Origin of the sequence: Clostridium ljungdahlii DSM 13528 (assembly GCF_000143685.1) — a bacterium.
Classification (GTDB): Bacteria; Bacillota; Clostridia; order Clostridiales; family Clostridiaceae; genus Clostridium_B; species Clostridium_B ljungdahlii.
In genome coordinates, this window is the sequence record NC_014328.1 from 4,148,741 (window position 1) to 4,167,937 (window position 19,197).

General features: G+C 32.6%; 7 protein-coding genes, 1 riboswitch and 1 other annotated feature. All 7 genes read right to left on the minus strand.

All coding sequences use genetic code 11. The annotated features are described in order from the left end of the window. Nucleotides 1-51 precede the first annotated feature (51 nt). The 7 genes from CLJU_RS18865 to proS all read right to left on the minus strand — a co-directional run bounded on the left by CLJU_RS18865 (nt 52) and on the right by proS (nt 18,703). The gene (locus CLJU_RS18865) at nt 52-8,688 is read right to left on the minus strand and encodes a GH36-type glycosyl hydrolase domain-containing protein (protein ID WP_013240433.1); all 8,637 of its coding nucleotides are present in this window, start codon (nt 8,686-8,688) and stop codon (nt 52-54) included. A 96-nt stretch (nt 8,689-8,784) separates the two neighbouring features. Next, a complete protein-coding gene (gene lysA / locus CLJU_RS18870) occupies nt 8,785-10,071 on the minus strand; it encodes a diaminopimelate decarboxylase (RefSeq protein ID WP_013240434.1) in 1,287 nt (428 codons plus the stop codon). Nucleotides 10,072-10,165: 94 nt separating this feature from the next. After that, nucleotides 10,166-11,368, minus strand: a complete 1,203-nt coding sequence (locus tag CLJU_RS18875) for an aspartate kinase (protein WP_013240435.1) — start codon at nt 11,366-11,368, stop codon at nt 10,166-10,168. 99 nt (nt 11,369-11,467) lie between these two features. Continuing rightward, a riboswitch (Lysine riboswitch) is annotated at nt 11,468-11,672 on the minus strand. A 53-nt stretch (nt 11,673-11,725) separates the two neighbouring features. After that, on the minus strand, nt 11,726-12,763 hold the full coding sequence (hydE, locus tag CLJU_RS18880) for a [FeFe] hydrogenase H-cluster radical SAM maturase HydE (RefSeq protein ID WP_013240436.1): 1,038 nt from the start codon (nt 12,761-12,763) through the stop codon (nt 11,726-11,728). Nucleotides 12,764-12,979: 216 nt separating this feature from the next. Next, entirely contained in the window at nt 12,980-15,109 is a 2,130-nt protein-coding gene (locus CLJU_RS18885; RefSeq protein WP_013240437.1) for a HelD family protein, read from the minus strand. A gap of 103 nt (nt 15,110-15,212) precedes the next feature. Further along, entirely contained in the window at nt 15,213-17,066 is a 1,854-nt protein-coding gene (gene ftsH, locus CLJU_RS18890) for an ATP-dependent zinc metalloprotease FtsH (protein ID WP_013240438.1), read from the minus strand. A gap of 218 nt (nt 17,067-17,284) precedes the next feature. Continuing rightward, the gene (proS, locus tag CLJU_RS18895) at nt 17,285-18,703 is read right to left on the minus strand and encodes a proline--tRNA ligase (RefSeq protein WP_041705614.1); all 1,419 of its coding nucleotides are present in this window, start codon (nt 18,701-18,703) and stop codon (nt 17,285-17,287) included. 84 nt (nt 18,704-18,787) lie between these two features. Next, nucleotides 18,788-18,997, minus strand: a binding site (T-box leader). Nucleotides 18,998-19,197: the final 200 nt, after the last annotated feature.

Genomic DNA, 19,197 nt, shown 5'->3' on the forward strand with positions numbered 1-19,197 from the left:
ATATATTCTACTATAAACCTGTAAAAAATGCTATGGAAATTTTTACCTGGGTTACATATATACTTTTACTTCATGCTCGCCCTCTCTTAAAAAAGGTATTATACCTTGTGAAACCTTGTTTCCATCTAACCATATTCCCTTTTCATTGTCTTTTAAAACCTGTATGTTATAAATACACTTTCCTCTCGTGTATTTCATACTAAAACCATTCCAACTGTCTGGTATACAAGGAGAAACTGTAAATCCTAATTTTTCTTTGAATTTCATTCCAAGTATTGACTCTATTCCAGTTCTATACATCCATCCTGCCGCACCTGTATACCAGCTCCATCCTCCTCTGCCTGTATGAGGCTCAACTGCATACACATCTGCTGCCATAACATAAGGTTCCACTTTATAAACCTGGCAATTTAAATATGTGTTACTGTGGTTTATAGGATTTATCATAGAAAATGCACTATATGCCTTATTATTATATCCCATTTTAGATAGTGCCAAAATTGACCATATAGCAGCGTGGGTATACTGGCCTCCATTTTCCCTGACGCCAGGCACATATCCTTTAATATAACCTGGTTCTAAATCGGATTTATCAAAAGCCGGGCTTAAAAGCAATATAATTCCCTTATCTCTTCTTATGAGATTTCTTTCCAAAGCTTCCATAGCTTCTTTTGCTCTAGACTCTTTTGCGGCACCTGATATAACAGCCCAAGATTGAGAAATTGAATCAATTTGACACTCTTCATTCATTGCAGAACCAAGTGGAGTTCCATCATCAAAATAAGCTCTTCTATACCAGCCGCCATCCCACGCATTTTCTTCTATGTTTTCTCTTATAAATTCTTTTAGCTCTGAGTACTTATTTGAACTTTTCACATCTCCTTCAAATGTGCATATAGGTATGAATTTATCCAGTATATTATATAAAAACCATCCAAGCCATACACTTTCACCCTGTCCTTTATTTCCTACAGTGCTCATACCATCATTCCAATCTCCGGAACCAATAAGTGGTATATTGTGACTTCCAAATTTAAGGGATTTTTCAATTGCTTTTATACAGTGTTCATATATCGTTCCGCTTTTTTCTGACACATTTGATATATTATATCTTTCATCTTCTCCATCTTGAAGGGCAGTGTCTTCTAAATACAAAGCTTTTTCAGACAATATGCTGTAATCGCCTGTATTTTGTATATAGTCTTCTACTACATAAGGAAGCCAAAGTAAATCGTCGGAAAATCTAGTTCTAATTCCACTTTCAACAAATGGATGCCACCAATGCTGTACATCTCCCTCAAGATACTGTCTTGAAGCACTGTATATTATGTGTTTTCTAGTTTCAGATGGATCTATATAGCAAATAGCCATTACATCTTGAAGCTGGTCTCTAAATCCATAGGCACCTCCAGATTGGTAAAAAGCTGTTCTTGCCCAGTATCTGCAAGCTATAATCTGATACATAAGCCATCCATTCAACATTATATTCATGGATTCATCTGGCGTATCCACTTGTATAGTTCCAAATAATTTTGACCAATACTCCTGAACTTTTTCTAATTCCATATATGCATTTTTTATACTACTATATTTTTCAACTACCCTTCTCACTTCTTCAGAACTATCTTCTTCTCCAAATAAAATTAGTACCTCTTCTTCTGAATTTGTATCCAATTCTACTTTTACATTCTCAGCTAAACAAGGATCAAATCCTGCCCCTACTTTATTAGAAAATTGTTCACATTCCAGTGCTTTAGGTTTAGATATATCTCCTCCCCTACCTATAAATTCTTTTCTACTAGCAGTATAAGAAAGTTCTTCTCCTCCTAAAATTTTCATGTAACATATTCCTTGATTAAAGTGCTCACTATATGGATTTCTAGCATATATATATTCCGATTCCTTGTTAAATCCTGTACATATATACTGTGCTGTCTGCTCATGGCAAACTCCCAATACTAATTTTGCATAATAAGTTACTGAAATCTTTCTTCTCTTTCCACTTATATTCCTTAGCTTTATTTTAAACACTTTTACGCTTTCATTCATATCAGCAAAAACATCCATTTCGCCTACTATCCCATTAGCCTCATGTTTAAAATTGGAATACCCAAATCCATGTTCTATTACATACTGTCCAGAATCTCTTATAGGTTCAGGAGATATACTCCATATCTGTCCTGTAACCTCGTCTCTTAGGTAAATGCTTTCAGACTCTCCATCCATAACTGGATCATTTGACCAGGTTGTAAGTTTATTTTCCCTACTATTTTTACTCCATGTATAAGAAGTACCACTTTCAGAAATATGGAATCCAAACTTTTTGTTTGAAATTACATTTATCCATGGAACCGGAGTATGATTATGATCCTTTAGCACTATAATGTACGATTTTCCTTGTGAAGAAAATCCCCCTACCTCATTAAAATACTGAAGCTCTGGAAGTTGAAAATGATAAGAAGATTTGTTTTTAAAGGCTAAGCTTGTGTTTTCATCAATCTTCTCCATACTACCCTCTGGTAAATATATACTATCTTCAATCTGCTCAAACAGTTCTCCCTTATCTCCATCTATTACAAGTTTAGATATGCCTATAAGGAGTTCTATATCTTCTTTCTTCATAGTATCTTTATTATATAAAAATATTCCCCCATCAATATTTTTCTTATATCTTGAAGCTTTAGAATTCACAGCATCCCCCAACTTATTTTGAAGAGGCTGCATATATGAGCTATCTTGTAAATTTATAAAAACTAAATCTACCGACAACCCTTTCCACATCCAGTACTCATGTGCACTTAAAAGCTGTCTCACAAGTGACATGTGATTTTCATTCCTTATAACGGCAAGTACTATAGGTAAATCACCTGAAATTCCATAAGCCCATAAAGCAGACTGTCCTTTTCTTATATTCATAATATATTCTTTTCTTTGCTCAAGGGAGCTATTTAAGAATAAAATCCTTGAGGCCATTTTTTGATACATATTTATTTGATTGGATTTTATACCCAAATACTTCATTTCCATCTGAGATTCTGTCCAGGATAGTTTAAATATTCTATTTACATTAAACATATCCCTATACTTATTTGCAATTTCGATTGCCTTTTCTCTGGAGCTTGTAATTGCAGTAGTATATGCTACCTTGCAGGTCTTTCCTGGATCTACAGCTATTCTTACCCTAATGCTTATTACAGGATCAATTACAGCTCCTACGGACTTAGTAAGCTGCACATCATTATCCATTGCCCTTGGGTTCCTTAGATTTCTATTTCTTCCTATAAACTTCACTCTGCTGGTCTCATACTGGATTGAACCTAATTGTTCTCCTTCCAATGCTATAGTCTGCACTAACCATGGTCTTTTTTCATCCTTTTTTCTAGGTCTTCTGCTTGCAAGTAAACATACAGGATTGTGTATAAATTCAGTCTCTATAAATAATTTTTGGAATGCAGGGTGAACCAAATCCGCATTATAAGGTGACAAGGTTACTTCCATATAACTGGTTATTTCAACTTCTCTCCTCTTTTCACCTGTATTTGTAATAGAAATTCTTCTCACTTCACCTTCTTCTTCTTGGCATACAGTAACTTCTGTATAAGTTCTTAAGTTTCCATCTTTTCTTCTAAATTCTGATTTATCAGGCGAAAATACTACTTCGTACTCCTCTCCTTCATGTTCACAAGGTTCATAAGCAGCACTCCAATATTCATTTGAATTTATATTCTTTATATAAAAAAACATTCCCGTATCATCTTTTGTGGCATCTTCACGCCATCTATAAATTGTCATGTTACCTCTTTTACTATATCCACTGCCGCTATTGGTTATCATCATAGAATAATTGTTACTAGAAATTATATTCACTACTGGTATTTCTGTACATGCTCCCGTAAACTTTCTAGCAATTACATTTTCATTCTTTACTATAGGTTTTTCATTTGTACTATGTTCTTCATGATTATAGATTATATTCTTAGGAATCTTCTCTTGAAGTAAAAGTTCTGCAGATTTTACCCTAGGAATTCTATGAAATCTTTCCTGAAGTACATTTTCCATAAGCACATTATCCAGTGACATAAAACTCATTCCCTGATGATGTATCATAAAGCATTTTACCAGAGCACACTTTTGCTTTCTTGCAAGTCTTTCCCTAGTATAATCTATAGCTTCATAAAATCCATATCTGCCCTCAGCCTTAGATTTTATAAGATTTTTTACGTTATAAAATGCACTTTTAAAATCAACCTGAAGAGCCATTAAGGATGCATAAGGTGCTATTACCAATTCATTAATAAGTCCTCTTTTTAATCCAGCTGCCGGTATTCCAAAAGCCTTATACTGATATATAGAATTTATGTCAAAGTCATAGTAAGCAGATTCTGAAATTCCCCAAGGGACTCTTCTTTTCTCACCATATTTTTTTTGAGCTTTAACCACATATTCATAGGTTTCACTCAACAAAGTATTAGGGAAGCTTTTCATAATTATAAGTGGCATTAAATATTCAAACATAGTTCCAGACCAAGAAACTAATGCCTTTCCACCTCCCATAGAAGCCATGGATCTACCAAGGTTAAACCAGTGGTTTTGTTTAATCTCACCTTTAGCTATAGATACAAAGCTAGCCTGCCTTGCCTCAGATGCTAGAAGGTCATAATAATTTTTGCCAATAGTATCCTTTTCAACATCATATCCTATAGCAAAAAGCTGTCTTTTTTTACTATAAAGCATATTAAAATTATGTTCTTCATCAATGGTTCTCAATTTTTCTATTACATTTTTTACATTAGATATAAAATTACATAAATTTAATTTACTGTCCAACAATAATTTTTTCAAATCATCTTTATGTCTATTTTCTTCTTCTGAAGAGTCTTTTTTATTACCTTTATCCATAAGATTAATCAATTTATCAAAAGCTTCTGGAAGTTCTCTTAAAGGAATTTTAGTTGCCAATTCGTTCAATTCAGGCCTAAAATCATGAAATTCCTCATTTTCATTTATTAAATAAATCCAGGGGAAAAATTCATTTAATTCATCCATAAATTTACATGTCATATTTTTAACTTTCTCATTCCAATATAAGTTCTTACCAGCCCCTATAAACTTCACACATTCTGTATTTAAATCCTGCAATAAACTTTCTAAGGAAAATATAGTTAAATTATTCTTAGAAAGTTTATCTATAAAATTACCATAAGCATATTCAATTTTAAGTTTACTATATAATTCATTTTGCGCTAGCTTCAAAGTATCCTTAAATCCCTCTGGCAAATTTTTATTTATTATAGGATAGCTCATATATTCTTCCAGTGATTCTTCTGTAAGCCACATGTATGCCACTAAATTCCCGCTATCAACTGTAGATATAAATCTAGGCCTTAGAGGAACTTTATTTTTTATGTCATACCAATTATAAAAATGTCCTCTATACCTTTCTAAGGATTCCATATTGGATATTATATGGTGGAGTCTATATATGAGCTCTTTTATGCCTATATATCCTAAGTCGTAAGCAACTATATTAGAAGAAATCCCCATAGCCATGTTAGTAGGAGAAGTTCTGTAGGCTACTCCCTTATACGGTTCTTCCTGATAATTGTCCGGAGAAAGCCAATTACTTTCAGGTGATATAAAATCTTCAAAATAAGCCCAAGTTTCTCTTCCCAATCTTCTCAATATATCTTTTTCTTCCTTATGAATATCTTCCTCAGTATTTTTTCTCTCATTGCTTATATTAAATGCAATCCACGGTGAAAAAATCCAGATTATACAGGAAGGTACTACCAAAACAGCATCTTCTACAGAGCTTCTAAAGCCCAAAAAAGCTATAATAATACCTAATGCACTGCCTATCCACATAGACCTTAAATAACTTTCCAATCCCTTTTTACAAGTGGCCTCTGCATCTGCTGCAGTCTGCCATTGGAGCAAATTTTTTTTACTTATAAAAAGCCTGTAAAGAGTTCTAATTATAGCATCCAACATTAAATACGCCTGATAAGGTAGAAAACTTAGTATTAGAAAGAATTGTTCTACTACAGTTTTAAAATTACTTATTTTACCTGAAAGTCCATTTCCCCTTATAGGAGAAACTACTGTTTCAGATACGTCAAAAAGTATAGGTGAAAGTATTGAAACAAAGGCTACTACCAAAAAATCATTTAAATTTTTAAATAATGTCATAGACACTATAATTAACACCATTACGGAGGGTGCTATAATGCTTCTTCTTAAGTTATCTATTATCTTCCACTTTGATAACCTATTTAAAGAACTTTTTTTAAATAACCAGGGAAGCAGCTGCCAGTCTCCTCTTACCCACCTATGAAGTCTTTTACAACTGGTATTATAGTAAGCAGGATATCCATCTACAAGTTCTATATCAGTCACAAGAGCAGCTCTTGTATAAGATCCTTCTAAAAGATCATGGCTTAATACAGAGTTTTCGGGTATTTCACCTTTTAAAACACTGTTAAATACATCTACATCATAAATACCTTTACCCGTAAATATACCTTCGTCAAATAAATCTTCATACACATCAGAAATAGCATTTGTATATACGTCTATTCCTGTTTCGCCTGAAAATATACTGGAATGAAGCGTTTTATTTGCACTTAATACACTGACACTTACTCTAGGCTGCATAAGGCCGTGTCCCCTTATTACTTTTTTACCGTCACGATTCAGATAAGGTATGTTTAGGGGATGAGCCATAGCTCCTATGAGAAATCTAGCTGTATCTTTAGGCAATTTAGTATCTGCATCCAAAGTTATAACATACTTTACATCATATAAATTTTTTATGTCACCACTTATAACATCATAACTTGTATTATCACTTCCCCTTATAAGAGAGTTGAACTCCATAAGCTTTCCACGTTTTCTTTCCCATCCAATCCACTTTCCCTCTTTCTCATTATATTTCCTAAACCTGCTTAAAAAATAAAATTTGTCTTTTTGCCCTTGAGAATATTGCTTATTTAATTTTTCTATTTCATTTAAAGCTGTATCTACTATTAATTTATCATCTTTCTCTTCTCTTTCAAGGCTATCCTTAAAATCACCTAATAGTGCAAAATACAAATTTTTTTCTTCATTTGCTAGATAATAAACCTCTATATCACCTATAAGTTTTTTAACCTGCTTAATATCGTTTATAATAGCAGGTATTACTACTACCGTACTAAACTTTTCAGGTACACCATCTCTAAATTCAATTTTAGGTATAAACCTGGGTTTTACAAGCTTATTTACACTCCAGTTGAATATAGATATAAATATATCACTTAAAGGTATAAAGAGTACAATTGCTCCTAATATATATTTCCACAAAGATAAATTGTCTACATAAAAATTTATACCACTTATGAGCGCATCTAGAAAAATAGTTCCAAATACAATACTACCTATATAGAAGTTAACCGTTATCTTATTTCGAGCTTTGTAATGCAAATTTTTATATTCTCTTGTACTGTTTTTTATTTTTTTCTCAAGACAGCTTATACCCTTATCGATTAAATAATACCCTACATGTTTTTCGTATTCTTCTCCACAAGCTTCTTTTGCACACTCTATAGCCTTCTTGGCTATAAAAGATTCAGGTATGTTTATATTTTTAGACATTTTCTCTATTCTATGTCTGTAATAATCCTTAGACTTAAAATCCATTTCACTGTAAATTCCTGCAGGATCCATTTTCAATATTTCTTCTACGTAGGACAATCTTTCAAAATTTTCTTTCCAGTTCAATGCAGATATTTCTACCATTCCACTTATGGAATTTTCCATAGAAATCTGGCATATACCCTGCTTTTGGTGATTTATATTTACCATCCTTTTAACGCTGCTATCTTCTTTATCTAGCTCTTCATCTATCCAATTGTATATTTCAGCATTTCTTATAAAATTATCCCTTAATGTTTTAATGAATCCTTCTGTAAAATGGGGTGTAAATTTAATATTTTTATCCTTTAACTTATTAATTATTTCATTTTCATTCTCTTTAGAATTTATAATATCCTCTGCTTCACTTTTTGCCCTCTTTCTTTCTTTTTGCATAAATACCATACGATCAGTTATACTACTTATATTTTGAATCAAAGCTATCCTTATCATTATAGGTATTGCCCAGAGTTCTCCACTTCTTAATATTGTGTTTTCCTGATATGCATTTATGAATGTCTCTATGGTATTTTCTTTTACAGTTCCCTGAGTCTTTGATAACATTTCCCTAGCAATGTAGTATATTCTAGGGAAGCCTTTCATAGTGCCTTCAGTCATTACAGGAAGATTTTTATAATATTTTTCAGACATATTATTTTTTATATCTTTGTATTCCTTTTTTACCAGATACAAATTATCTAAAAGCCATTCGGCACAGGATACTATTTCCTCTCTATCTTTAATTTCCTCATCAAAAAAATTGTATCCAGCTAAAATTCTTCCATAACTTTTATCCAAACTCTTTATTAATTGCTTCTTGCAGCTTCTTCTTTGAACTGCAGACGGAACAGTTGATATTTCTCTAGCATATTTCTTTAATTCTTCTCTATCAACAATTAGTGTAGAAATATCCTCTCCTACATTTTCATTTCTACAATCAACCCTATTGAGTTTGCTATAAGTCATCATGAGCAATAAAATTATCCCTATACCTATAATGCATACAATGTAAAGCATAAAAAATCCATCCTTTCCTGTGAAAAAGAATTTTGCTTTGATTATTGTTCCCAATAAAACCACAAAATATTAATTCACACTCAGGATGGATTTAAATTATAACATTATTTCATTTTCTATTAGATCATCAAAGGTTTGTCTTTTAGCAATTAGCCTTGCCTTTCCTTCCTTTACTAAAACTGCTGCAGGTTTTGGAATCTTATTATAATTACTAGACATAGAATATCCATAAGCTCCTGTGGTAAACACAGCTAATATGTCACCGCTTCTGCTTTCCGGGAGCTCCACATCTTTTATCAATATGTCTCCCGATTCGCAGGATTTTCCCGCTATGGTAACTGTTTCTTTTACACTGTCATTTACTCTATTTGCTAAAACACATTCGTACTTTGCACCGTACAAAGCTGGCCTTATATTGTCTGCCATACCTCCATCTACAGATACATATTTTCTTACACCTGGAATATTCTTTATAGATCCTACGGTATAAAGAGTTGTTCCCGCATTACCAATTATAGACCTGCCAGGTTCTATCACAAGAATAGGAAGTTTTAAATCAAGCTCTTTAGCTTTTTCCTTTGCCTTTTGAAGTATAATACTGCAAAAATCTTCTACAGATTTAGGCTTATCTCCTTCTGTATAGTATATTCCAAATCCGCCGCCAAGATCTAATTCCTCTACTTCACGGCCCAATTCATCTTTTATTTTTTTTACTAGATTTAACATAATCTCAACTTCGTCTTCATAAGGTTTGGTTTCAAATATTTGAGAACCTATATGACAGTGGATTCCAACAAATTTTAAATTAGGAAAATCAACTGCACTTTTTATTATATTCATAACTTCATTATTTAACATTGTAAATCCAAACTTAGAATCTATTTGACCAGTTTTTATATAGTCATGGGTATGAGCCTCTATTCCTGGTGTCACTCTAAGGAGTATTTCTTGTATTTTCCCATATTTCTTTGCTGCGGAATTTATCTTTTCCATCTCATAGAAATTATCTACTACAAACTTACCTACTCCAAGTTTTACTCCCATATCTATTTCATCTAAAGTTTTATTATTTCCATGAAAATAGACTTTTTCCATAGGAAAGCCGCTTTTTAGTGCAGTATACAATTCTCCATCTGATACTACATCCAAATACAATCCCTCACTGTTTATTATCTGACACATAGCCAAAGTTAAAAAGGCTTTACCTGCATAAGTGACCTTATTAGCTTTATCAGCCTCGAAAGATTTGTAATATCTCCTGCACCTATCCCTTACTAATTCTTCATCCATTACATAGAGAGGAGTCTTAAATTCTTTCACTAATTCCCCCGTACTCATCCCACCAATGTATAAAACATTGTTTCTGATCTCCATACTACCCATCATTTTCACACTGGTTTCCTCCTAAAAGTTTTTAAATATGCTCTTAATTTCATAAGCATACTCCGAATATACGTCAAGATTTATCCGAATAAAACTATAAATTAAATTCTTTTGCTACTAAGTTTATAGTTTTCATTTTATCTTCTTGTTTTATAGCACAAGTAATTCTTATCTCAGATGTAGTTATCATCTTTACACCTATATTGTTTTCTTTAAATAATTTAAGCATCTTTGCAACTACTCCAGAAGTAGTTTTCATTCCTATACCAACTACTGAAAATTTAGTAATGTTTTCATCTATATCAACCTTAGTTTTTTCATTGAAATAACTTTTTAAAATAGTAAGACAATCTTTTAAGTCAATTTTTGGTACAGTAAATGATATATTCACCTTTCCACTTACAGGTGCAGTTTGGCTTATCATATCTACATTTACTCTTTTTTCTGCTATCTTCTCAAATAAATTGGAAATAATGTTTATGTCGTTATCAATATTTGTTAGCGTTATTGCTGCATCTTCATCACTTGTTGCAAGTCCTGTTACTGGTTTACTCTCTAAATTCATACTATCTACCCCCTTAATAACTGTTCCTCTTATATCACTATTGCTTAATCCCACATATACGGGTATATTATACTTTTGAGCTAATTCTATAGATCTAGAATGCATAACTTGAGCACCTAAACTTGAAAGTTCAAGCATTTCCTCATAATCTATTTCATCTAGTTTTTTAGCATCTTTATATTTTCTAGGATCTACACTGTATATGCCATCTACATCTGTATATATCTCACAACTTCCTTTTAGTTTTACAGCTATTGCAACAGCAGAGGTATCTGACCCTCCTCTTCCTAGAGTAGTTATATCTCCTTTATCATTTATACCCTGGAAACCTGCTGCAATTACAACTTTTCCTTCATCCAAACTTTTCTTTATTTTTTTTCCATTTATATCACATATAAGAGATTTGCCATATTGTCCACTAGTTTTTATGCCAATTTGATAAGCTGTATAACTTACAGCATCATATCCTAAATCTTTTATAGCCATAGCAAGCAGTGCACAGGACATCATTTCGCCAGTAGACAAAAGTGCATCTAATTCTCTCTTATCTGGGGTATCTGTAATTTTTTTTGAAAGGGCTATTAAGTCATCTGTAGTATCTCCCATAGCTGATACTACAACTACTAGACTATCTCCATTTTCAACCCTACTAACTACCGTCTTTGCTACATTTTTTATCTTCTCTGGAGTTCCTACTGAACTCCCTCCATATTTCTGAACAATAATTGCCATAATACTCCTCCCTAAATTGTTTGTTATCAATGAATCTTATAAAAAAATAGTGCAGTAAAGGGACACAACACCTATACTGCACAAATATGCATGGTCGTGTACCTTTGTAGCTCTCCACTAAAAGTATATCCATTAAATCATATAAAATGAATATGCCTTTTCAATGACAGCTTTGAACATATTATGTACAAAGCCAAAAACAGTTTCGCCAAACTAGTTTTTTCGGCTGCAGCTCCTTTCTTTATTTTTCAACGTCCGCCGACTAAAAATAAATACTGATAGTTACAGCACCTCTACCCTAAGGTAACTAATTTATTAAATTGTTCTAAGTTTATCACAAATATCTAATGATTTCAACTATTTTTTTACTCTAAATCCTTTAGAACCAGATATGACCCTTCCTATAGTAATTATTTTACCGGTTATACAATCTCTGCATTGGGCAGGAGTATCCCCTGTGCAAATTTTACCTGGATATAGTGCATAAAGCTTCCTATATACACCTTCCGTTACATTTGGCATAACTACATTAGCTCCACTCTGAAGAGCTATAGTCCTGCCTCTTGGATTTAAAGTTTCCATAGCTGTTGTACCAGGAAGATTAATATCTGGCATAATCAGTCTGCTTATAGCCATAACTTTAAGAGCATTTATAAACGTTCCACCTTTTTCATCTCTTAAAGGCGTATCTGCATTTGGAATAAAAGGCCCTACTCCTACCATATCTGCATCTATTTCTTTAAAAAATAATATATCCTCTGCAAGCGACTCAAAAGTTTGGCCAGGAAGACCTATAAGACATCCTGTACCAACTTCATATCCTAACTTTCCAAGATCTTTCAAGCAGCGTTTTCTATTTTCATAACTCATCCCGGGGTCCATTTTTGCATACAGTTCCGGATCCGTAGTTTCTATTCTTATTAAATATCTATCTGCTCCAGCTTCTTTAAAAGCTTTATACTCCTCAAAAGTTTTTTCACCTATGCTTAGAGTTACAGCTATGTCCATTTTCTTCATATTTGATATTATGTATTTTAGCTTATCTACAGTATAGTAATCGTCTTCTCCAGACTGCAAAACAACTGTTTTATAGCCGTATCCTACTGCTTTTTTTGCTAATTCGATTATTTTATCCGGCTCTATTCTATATCTTTTGATATTTTTATTATCACGTCTAAGTCCACAGTACATGCAATTTCTTTTGCATATATTAGAAAATTCTATCAGTCCTCTTAAATGTACTTCATCCCCTACATATTTTTTTCTTACTCTGTCTGCCGCTTTAAAAAGTTCTTCATTATGTTCGTTACTGTTAAATAATTCAACTATTTCACTTTTATCAAGTGTATGATTCAATTCAGCTTTTTCAATTGATTCTAGTAATTTATCCCCCATAGATCATGTCTCCTTTATCAAGTGATTCTTAGGTTCAGATGGAGTTTGCTTATAAGGATGACTTTCTCCAGCTGAACCTAAGAAGAACTTATCCAGCCGCGTAGCAGTGCTTATCCCCGACTTTGGTAGAATATGGGGTGTTAGCAATGGTAGCGATCGGATAAATAAACACTAAGCTTCAGGATAATTGATTTAAACCTGAAGCTTAGTAAACTTTTAATTAATCGAGGAAGTCTTATACACATATAATTCATGCAGCGCCCTTGTAGCCATTATATATTTTAATGTATTTTCATTTTTTTCACAGGTATCTATCATTATAACCGCGTCAAATTCTAAACCTTTGGCAAAATAACTTGGAAGTATAACTTCGCCGCTGGAATAAATCATATCTTCTCTATCAAGCACATTTATATGAATTCTTGCTTTTATTAAATTACCTATAGCTTCCGTGTCTTTTAAATCCCTGCAAATTATGGCTATACTTTCATAACCTCTTTCTTTTAATTCTACAACATTATCTAGTATTTTGTCCACAAGTTCTTTGGAATTATCTACCCTTTTTTCCACAACTTTTTTTCCACTTCTAACTAGAGGTACGGTTTTATCCCCTTCTAGATATTTATTAGCATAATCAATTATCTCATTTGTGGATCTATAGCTTTTATTTAATGAAAAACGCTTTATCTCTAAATCCGGGAGTATGTTTTCCAATTTTTCCACGGCAGGTGTCTCTTTTGAAAATATAATTTTCTGATTGGTATCTCCTACTATAGTAAAAGATTTACACTTTGTAAGTTCATAAATAACCCGAAACTGCAGCGGAGAATAATCTTGTGCTTCATCTATCACTATATGTCTTACTTCATCTCTATATCTTAGCCCTTCCAGCTTTATTTTTAAATATAAAATAGGAGCTAAATCATCATAAATCAGCAACTTATTTCCATTAAAATCATTGTATAATGTAATCACATCAGGATTTTTAAGCCAGATTAACTTATTTTTTTTGATATTAATTACTTCTTTTATTACATCTCTTATACCATTTCGTCTTTTGTACTCCAGCTCATTTCCACAATCATTTAGTTCACTTTCCGTTAGACTCTTCACCTTATTTTCATATTCTTTTTGTATAGATATTATTAGCCTGTTTCTTTCATCCCTTACCTTTGAGTATATGACTCTTTTTATCCTGGCACTTCTCTTAAATAGAGGCATATCTTTAAAATAATAATTAAGCATCTTATCTATGTCTTCTCCAGACATTATAAGTTTATCGTAAAAAAACACATCCTCTATCTTAAAACAATCTTTTTCCAAACTGCCAATAAAATTATCTATATCCTGCACATATTGTAAAGAACCCTTATACTTAATTTCTTCAGAAAAATCTTTTTGGTGACTTAATACTTTTTCCATATAATCCTTAAAATCCATTATATAAGGCACATTTAGAATATCCTCTGCAAATTCTCTAAAAGTAGTTTGAGTAACCTTTTCCTCTCCTAAACTTGGAAGTACAAGTGATATATAATCTATAAATATGCTATTAGGACCTAATATCAGTACCTTTCCTTGAAGAACCTTTCTATAATTGTATAATAAGTAAGCTACTCTATGCAGTGCTATAGTAGTTTTTCCACTTCCTGCTACTCCATTTACCACAATAGCCCCTGTTCTAGGCTGTCTTATTAAATTATCCTGTTCTTTTTGTATAGTCATTACAATATCTTTTAACTTTTCACCAGCATTTTTGCTAAGTACCATTTGCAAGATTTCATCTTTTACATCTATACTGGAATCAAACATACCTACTAGATTAGATTTTTTTATAATAAATTGTCTCTTAGAAAGCACTTCTGTTTCTACTTCTCCCATAGGAGATGTATATTTTACAGTTCCCAGCTTACCTGCATAAAACAAAGAAGATACAGGTGATCTCCAGTCAATTACAATAGGTTCGTAACTTTTCCTTCCTGTCACACCAAACCTACCTATGTATATTTCTTCCTCTCCATATTCATCCTGAAATTTTACCTTACCAAAATAAGGTGAATTGCTCAGTATGGTAAGTTCTTTTATGCTTTTATTTACTAGCCTATACTGTTCTTCCTTTTCGTACATTTCATGGTTAAAATATTCTATAACTTTGTCTTCATCATCTTCGTACTGTTCCAAATTTTTTTCTCTTAGCTTTAAAATATAGTCTATTACTTTTTTTCTACTCTCAATGTATTCTAAAATTTGTACCTCAATTTCTTTTAAGACTTCTTTTAATTTTTCCCTTTCAAGATCCAGCTCGACTTCCTTCTCCAATTCCTTTTTTAAATCGTCTCTATACATATTACTATCTCCATTTCATAAGTTACCCATTAGGCATTTTCAAAGAAATAACCATTGAGTATTCTATCCTATTTTCTTCCAAATGCCTTAGAGTAGTCCATAATCAGAGTTTTGTATCCTGAGTTTCCTGTTTTTTGTCATTATATTCTTTTATTATGTCCATAAATTCCTCTCCCATTAAAGTTTCTTTTTCAATTAGGCTTTCAGATATCTTTATGAGTAAATCCTTATTTTCTTTAATAATACTTCTTGCCTTTTCGTGACATTCTTTTATTATGTTCAAGGTTTCATCATCTATAATAGCAGCTGTTTCCGCACTACAATTTTGCACCGGTCTTCCATCCAAATATCTATCTTTTATTGATTCTAGTCCCATCATATCAAATCTATCTGTCATTCCATACATAGTCACCATGCTCCTAGCTGTTTCCGTAGCTCTTTCAATATCATTAGATGCACCTGTAGATATGCTATTAAGCTCTACTTCTTCTGCAGATCTTCCCCCTAGCATGACACATATCTTATCTATCATTTCTTCCTTGCTAACAAGATATTTTTCTTCTGTAGGAAGCTGCATCGTATAACCTAGTGCACCCATGGTCCTCGGAACTATAGTTATCTTATGTACAGGATCCGTATGTTTTAATAATGCAGCCACAAGTGCATGACCTACTTCATGAAAAGCAACAGCTCTTTTTTCAGCATCAGATAAAATTCTATCTTTCTTTTCTTTACCAGCCATAACTACTTCTACTGATTCCTCTAAGTCTTCCTGAATTACTTCTTCCCTACCATTTTTCACTGCCCTTAAAGCAGCTTCATTTATCATATTAGCCAAATCCGCTCCTACAGCTCCAGGAGTCGATTTTGCTATAGAATTTAAATCTACATCTTCTGAAACTTTAACTCCCTTAGTATGAACTTTAAGTATACTTTCTCTTCCCTTTAAATCAGGCCTATCTACTATAACCCTTCTATCAAATCTTCCTGGTCTTAAAAGTGCCTTGTCAAGTACTTCTGGTCTATTGGTAGCTGCTAAAATTACAACTCCTTTAGAAGAATCAAATCCATCCATCTCTGCAAGAAGTTGATTCAAAGTTTGCTCCCTCTCATCATTTCCAGATACGTTGCCACCCCTACTTTTACCTATGGCATCTATTTCATCTATAAATACTATACAAGGAGCCTTTTCCTGTGCCTGTTTAAATAAATCTCTAACTCTAGATGCCCCCATACCTACAAACATCTCTACAAAAGCAGAACCTGATATAGAGAAAAATGGGACTTTAGCTTCCCCTGCTACAGCTTTTGCAAGAAGAGTCTTTCCTGTCCCTGGTGGCCCTACAAGGAGTGCCCCCTTAGGAAGCTTTGCACCTATTGATACATATTTTTGAGAGTTATGCAAGAAATCAACTATTTCAATCAGAGATTCTTTAGCTTCTTCCTGTCCTGCCACATCACTAAAGTTCACGCCAGTTTCATTTTCCGCATATATTTTAGCGGTATTCTTTCCAAAGGACATAACTCCACTGCCCATTTTTTTATCTAATCTTCCCATTAAAATACTTCCAAAAAACATAATTATACTTAAGGGTAAAATCCAATTTGTAAAAAGGCTTCTCATTAGAGAGCTTTCCTGTGACACGCCTTCATATTGAACTTTGGCATCATTTAACTTTTTAATTAAATTCTGATCATCTACCCTTTCAGTATAAAGTATTTTTCCTTTATGAGCTGTATCCTTATCCTTGGGAGTTATTATTAGCCTATCCTTGGATATTTGTACATTAGATATTTTATTTTGGTTAATATAATTTATAAAATCACTATATTTTATGTGCTCATATTTTAATTGGCTAGAGTATTCATTAACTATAAACACAATTATAACAGCTAATAGTGAATAATAAATAACATATTTGAATTTGTTACCTTTAAATTTTTTGCTATTAAACATATGTAAGCCTCCACTTTATTTCAACTCATAATCTACTTATATTATAGCAATAAATACTCTTTTTCCTACTAGTATTTACAAAATATTTTTAAAGTTATTTTTAACCAAATATCTATGATATTTGCAAGTAACCACTAAATTTATTTGCCAAAAAGAAATACTATCAAAATTTTGATAGCATTTCTAAAAATTGAAGTATTATATTAACACAGGTTTCTTTAATATGCTTTTCCCCAATAAACTAATTTATCAGCTTTTTTACCACAGCACACGCAGGTATCTGAAATATGTTCTTGTTCAAATGGAATGCATCTTGAAGACGCACCAGTAACTTCTTTAATTTTTTCTTCACATTTAGCGTCTCCACACCACATAGCCTTTACAAAACCTATTTTATTTTCCATTATATCTTTAAACTCTTCCATGTTTACAGCATTATTTGTATTGTTTTCTATAAGATTTTTTGCCTTTTCAAACATACCGTCATGAATTTTATCTAAAAGATCTGGTATATCCTTTTCCAGGTTATCCATGGATACTATTATCTTTTCTCCACTGTCTCTCCTTACAAGTACAACTTGATTTTTCTCGATATCCTTTGGTCCTACTTCAAGACGTATAGGAACTCCCTTCATCTCATATTCACTAAACTTCCATCCAGCCATTTTATCACTGTCATCAAGTTTAACTCTTGCAAATTTAGCTATTCTATCTTTTAGTTCGTTTGCCTTATCCAGTACTCCTTCTTTATGCTGTGCTATAGGTACTATAATTACCTGAGTAGGAGCTATTCTAGGTGGAACTACGAGTCCATTATCATCGCCATGTACCATTATAATTGCTCCTAAAAGACGGGTTGTTACACCCCAGGAAGTCTGGTATACATATTGAAGTTTTCCTTCTTTATCTGAATACTGCATTCCAAAAGATTTCGCAAAGTTCTGTCCTAAGTAATGAGATGTACCAGCCTGAAGTGCCTTTCCATCATGCATAAGTGCTTCTATAGTATATGTAGCTTCTCCTCCTGCAAATTTTTCACTGTCAGTTTTCTGTCCTTTTAATACTGGAATAGCCAGTACTTTTTCACAAAGATCCGCATATACATTCAGCATCCTTGTGGTCTCCTCTTGGGCTTCCTTCTTAGTTTCATGTATAGTATGACCTTCTTGCCATAAAAATTCTGTAGTTCTAAGGAAAGGTCTTGTAGTCTTTTCCCATCTAACTACAGAACACCACTGATTGTAAAGCTTAGGCAAGTCTTTATAAGACTGAACTATCTTAGCATAATGTTCACAAAATAATGTTTCTGATGTTGGACGAACACATAATTTTTCTGTAAGTTCTTCATTACCACCGTGAGTTACCCAGGCAACTTCTGGTGCAAATCCCTCTATATGATCCTTTTCCTTTTGAAGAAGACTTTCAGGAATAAATAAGGGCATATATACATTTTGATGTCCTGTTTCTTTAAATCTTTTGTCTAAATAACTCTGAATATTTTCCCACATAGCATAAGCATAAGGACGTATTATCATACAGCCTCTTACACTTGAATAATCAGCTAATTCTGCTTTTTTTACAATGTCTGTATACCACTGTGCAAAATCTTCATCTCTTGATGTTATTTGTTCTACCATCTTTTTACTCAATTTTAATTACCTCCAAAATTTGAATCTAGTGTAGTTAGTTTTTCCTTTAAATATAAAAAAGCCTCCAATCCCAAAAGGGACCGAGGTTACGTCGGCGGTACCACCCTGATTAATATATTTAAAATATTAAACATATTCTCTCAATTATAATTATAACGGCAATTACCGCTGTATTCTAACAGAACTCAAAGGTAGGTTCAAAATGTACATTTAGAAACTTTCACCACCCGTTTCCTCTCTTAAAAAAATATCATTTCTACTAATCCTCTTCTTTGCATATCACTATATTTAATTAAACTCTTTCTATATAATAGAATACAGGAAATTTATTGTCAATATATTTTTTAAAATTAGAGTTTCTCCAAATATTATACATCTAAAAATATTCCTATTTTTTAAACATCTCCTACTATATCTTACCAAACCAAATTTCTAATAAACTAACCAAAAAACTGCATAATAAGATTAGGAGGTAAATTCAT

What these genes read in the sequence shown, in the direction of transcription:
- CLJU_RS18875 (WP_013240435.1), bottom strand. Translation starts at nt 11,368, where the DNA reads ATGGCAATTATTGTTCAGAAATATGGAGGGAGTTCAGTAGGAACTCCA.
- hydE (WP_013240436.1), bottom strand. Translation starts at nt 12,763, where the DNA reads ATGGGGGATAAATTACTAGAATCAATTGAAAAAGCTGAATTGAATCAT.
- ftsH (WP_013240438.1), bottom strand. Translation starts at nt 17,066, where the DNA reads ATGTTTAATAGCAAAAAATTTAAAGGTAACAAATTCAAATATGTTATT.
- proS (WP_041705614.1), bottom strand. Translation starts at nt 18,703, where the DNA reads ATGGTAGAACAAATAACATCAAGAGATGAAGATTTTGCACAGTGGTAT.
- lysA (WP_013240434.1), bottom strand. Translation starts at nt 10,071, where the DNA reads ATGGGTAGTATGGAGATCAGAAACAATGTTTTATACATTGGTGGGATG.
- CLJU_RS18885 (WP_013240437.1), bottom strand. Translation starts at nt 15,109, where the DNA reads ATGTATAGAGACGATTTAAAAAAGGAATTGGAGAAGGAAGTCGAGCTG.
- CLJU_RS18865 (WP_013240433.1), bottom strand. Translation starts at nt 8,688, where the DNA reads ATGCTTTACATTGTATGCATTATAGGTATAGGGATAATTTTATTGCTC.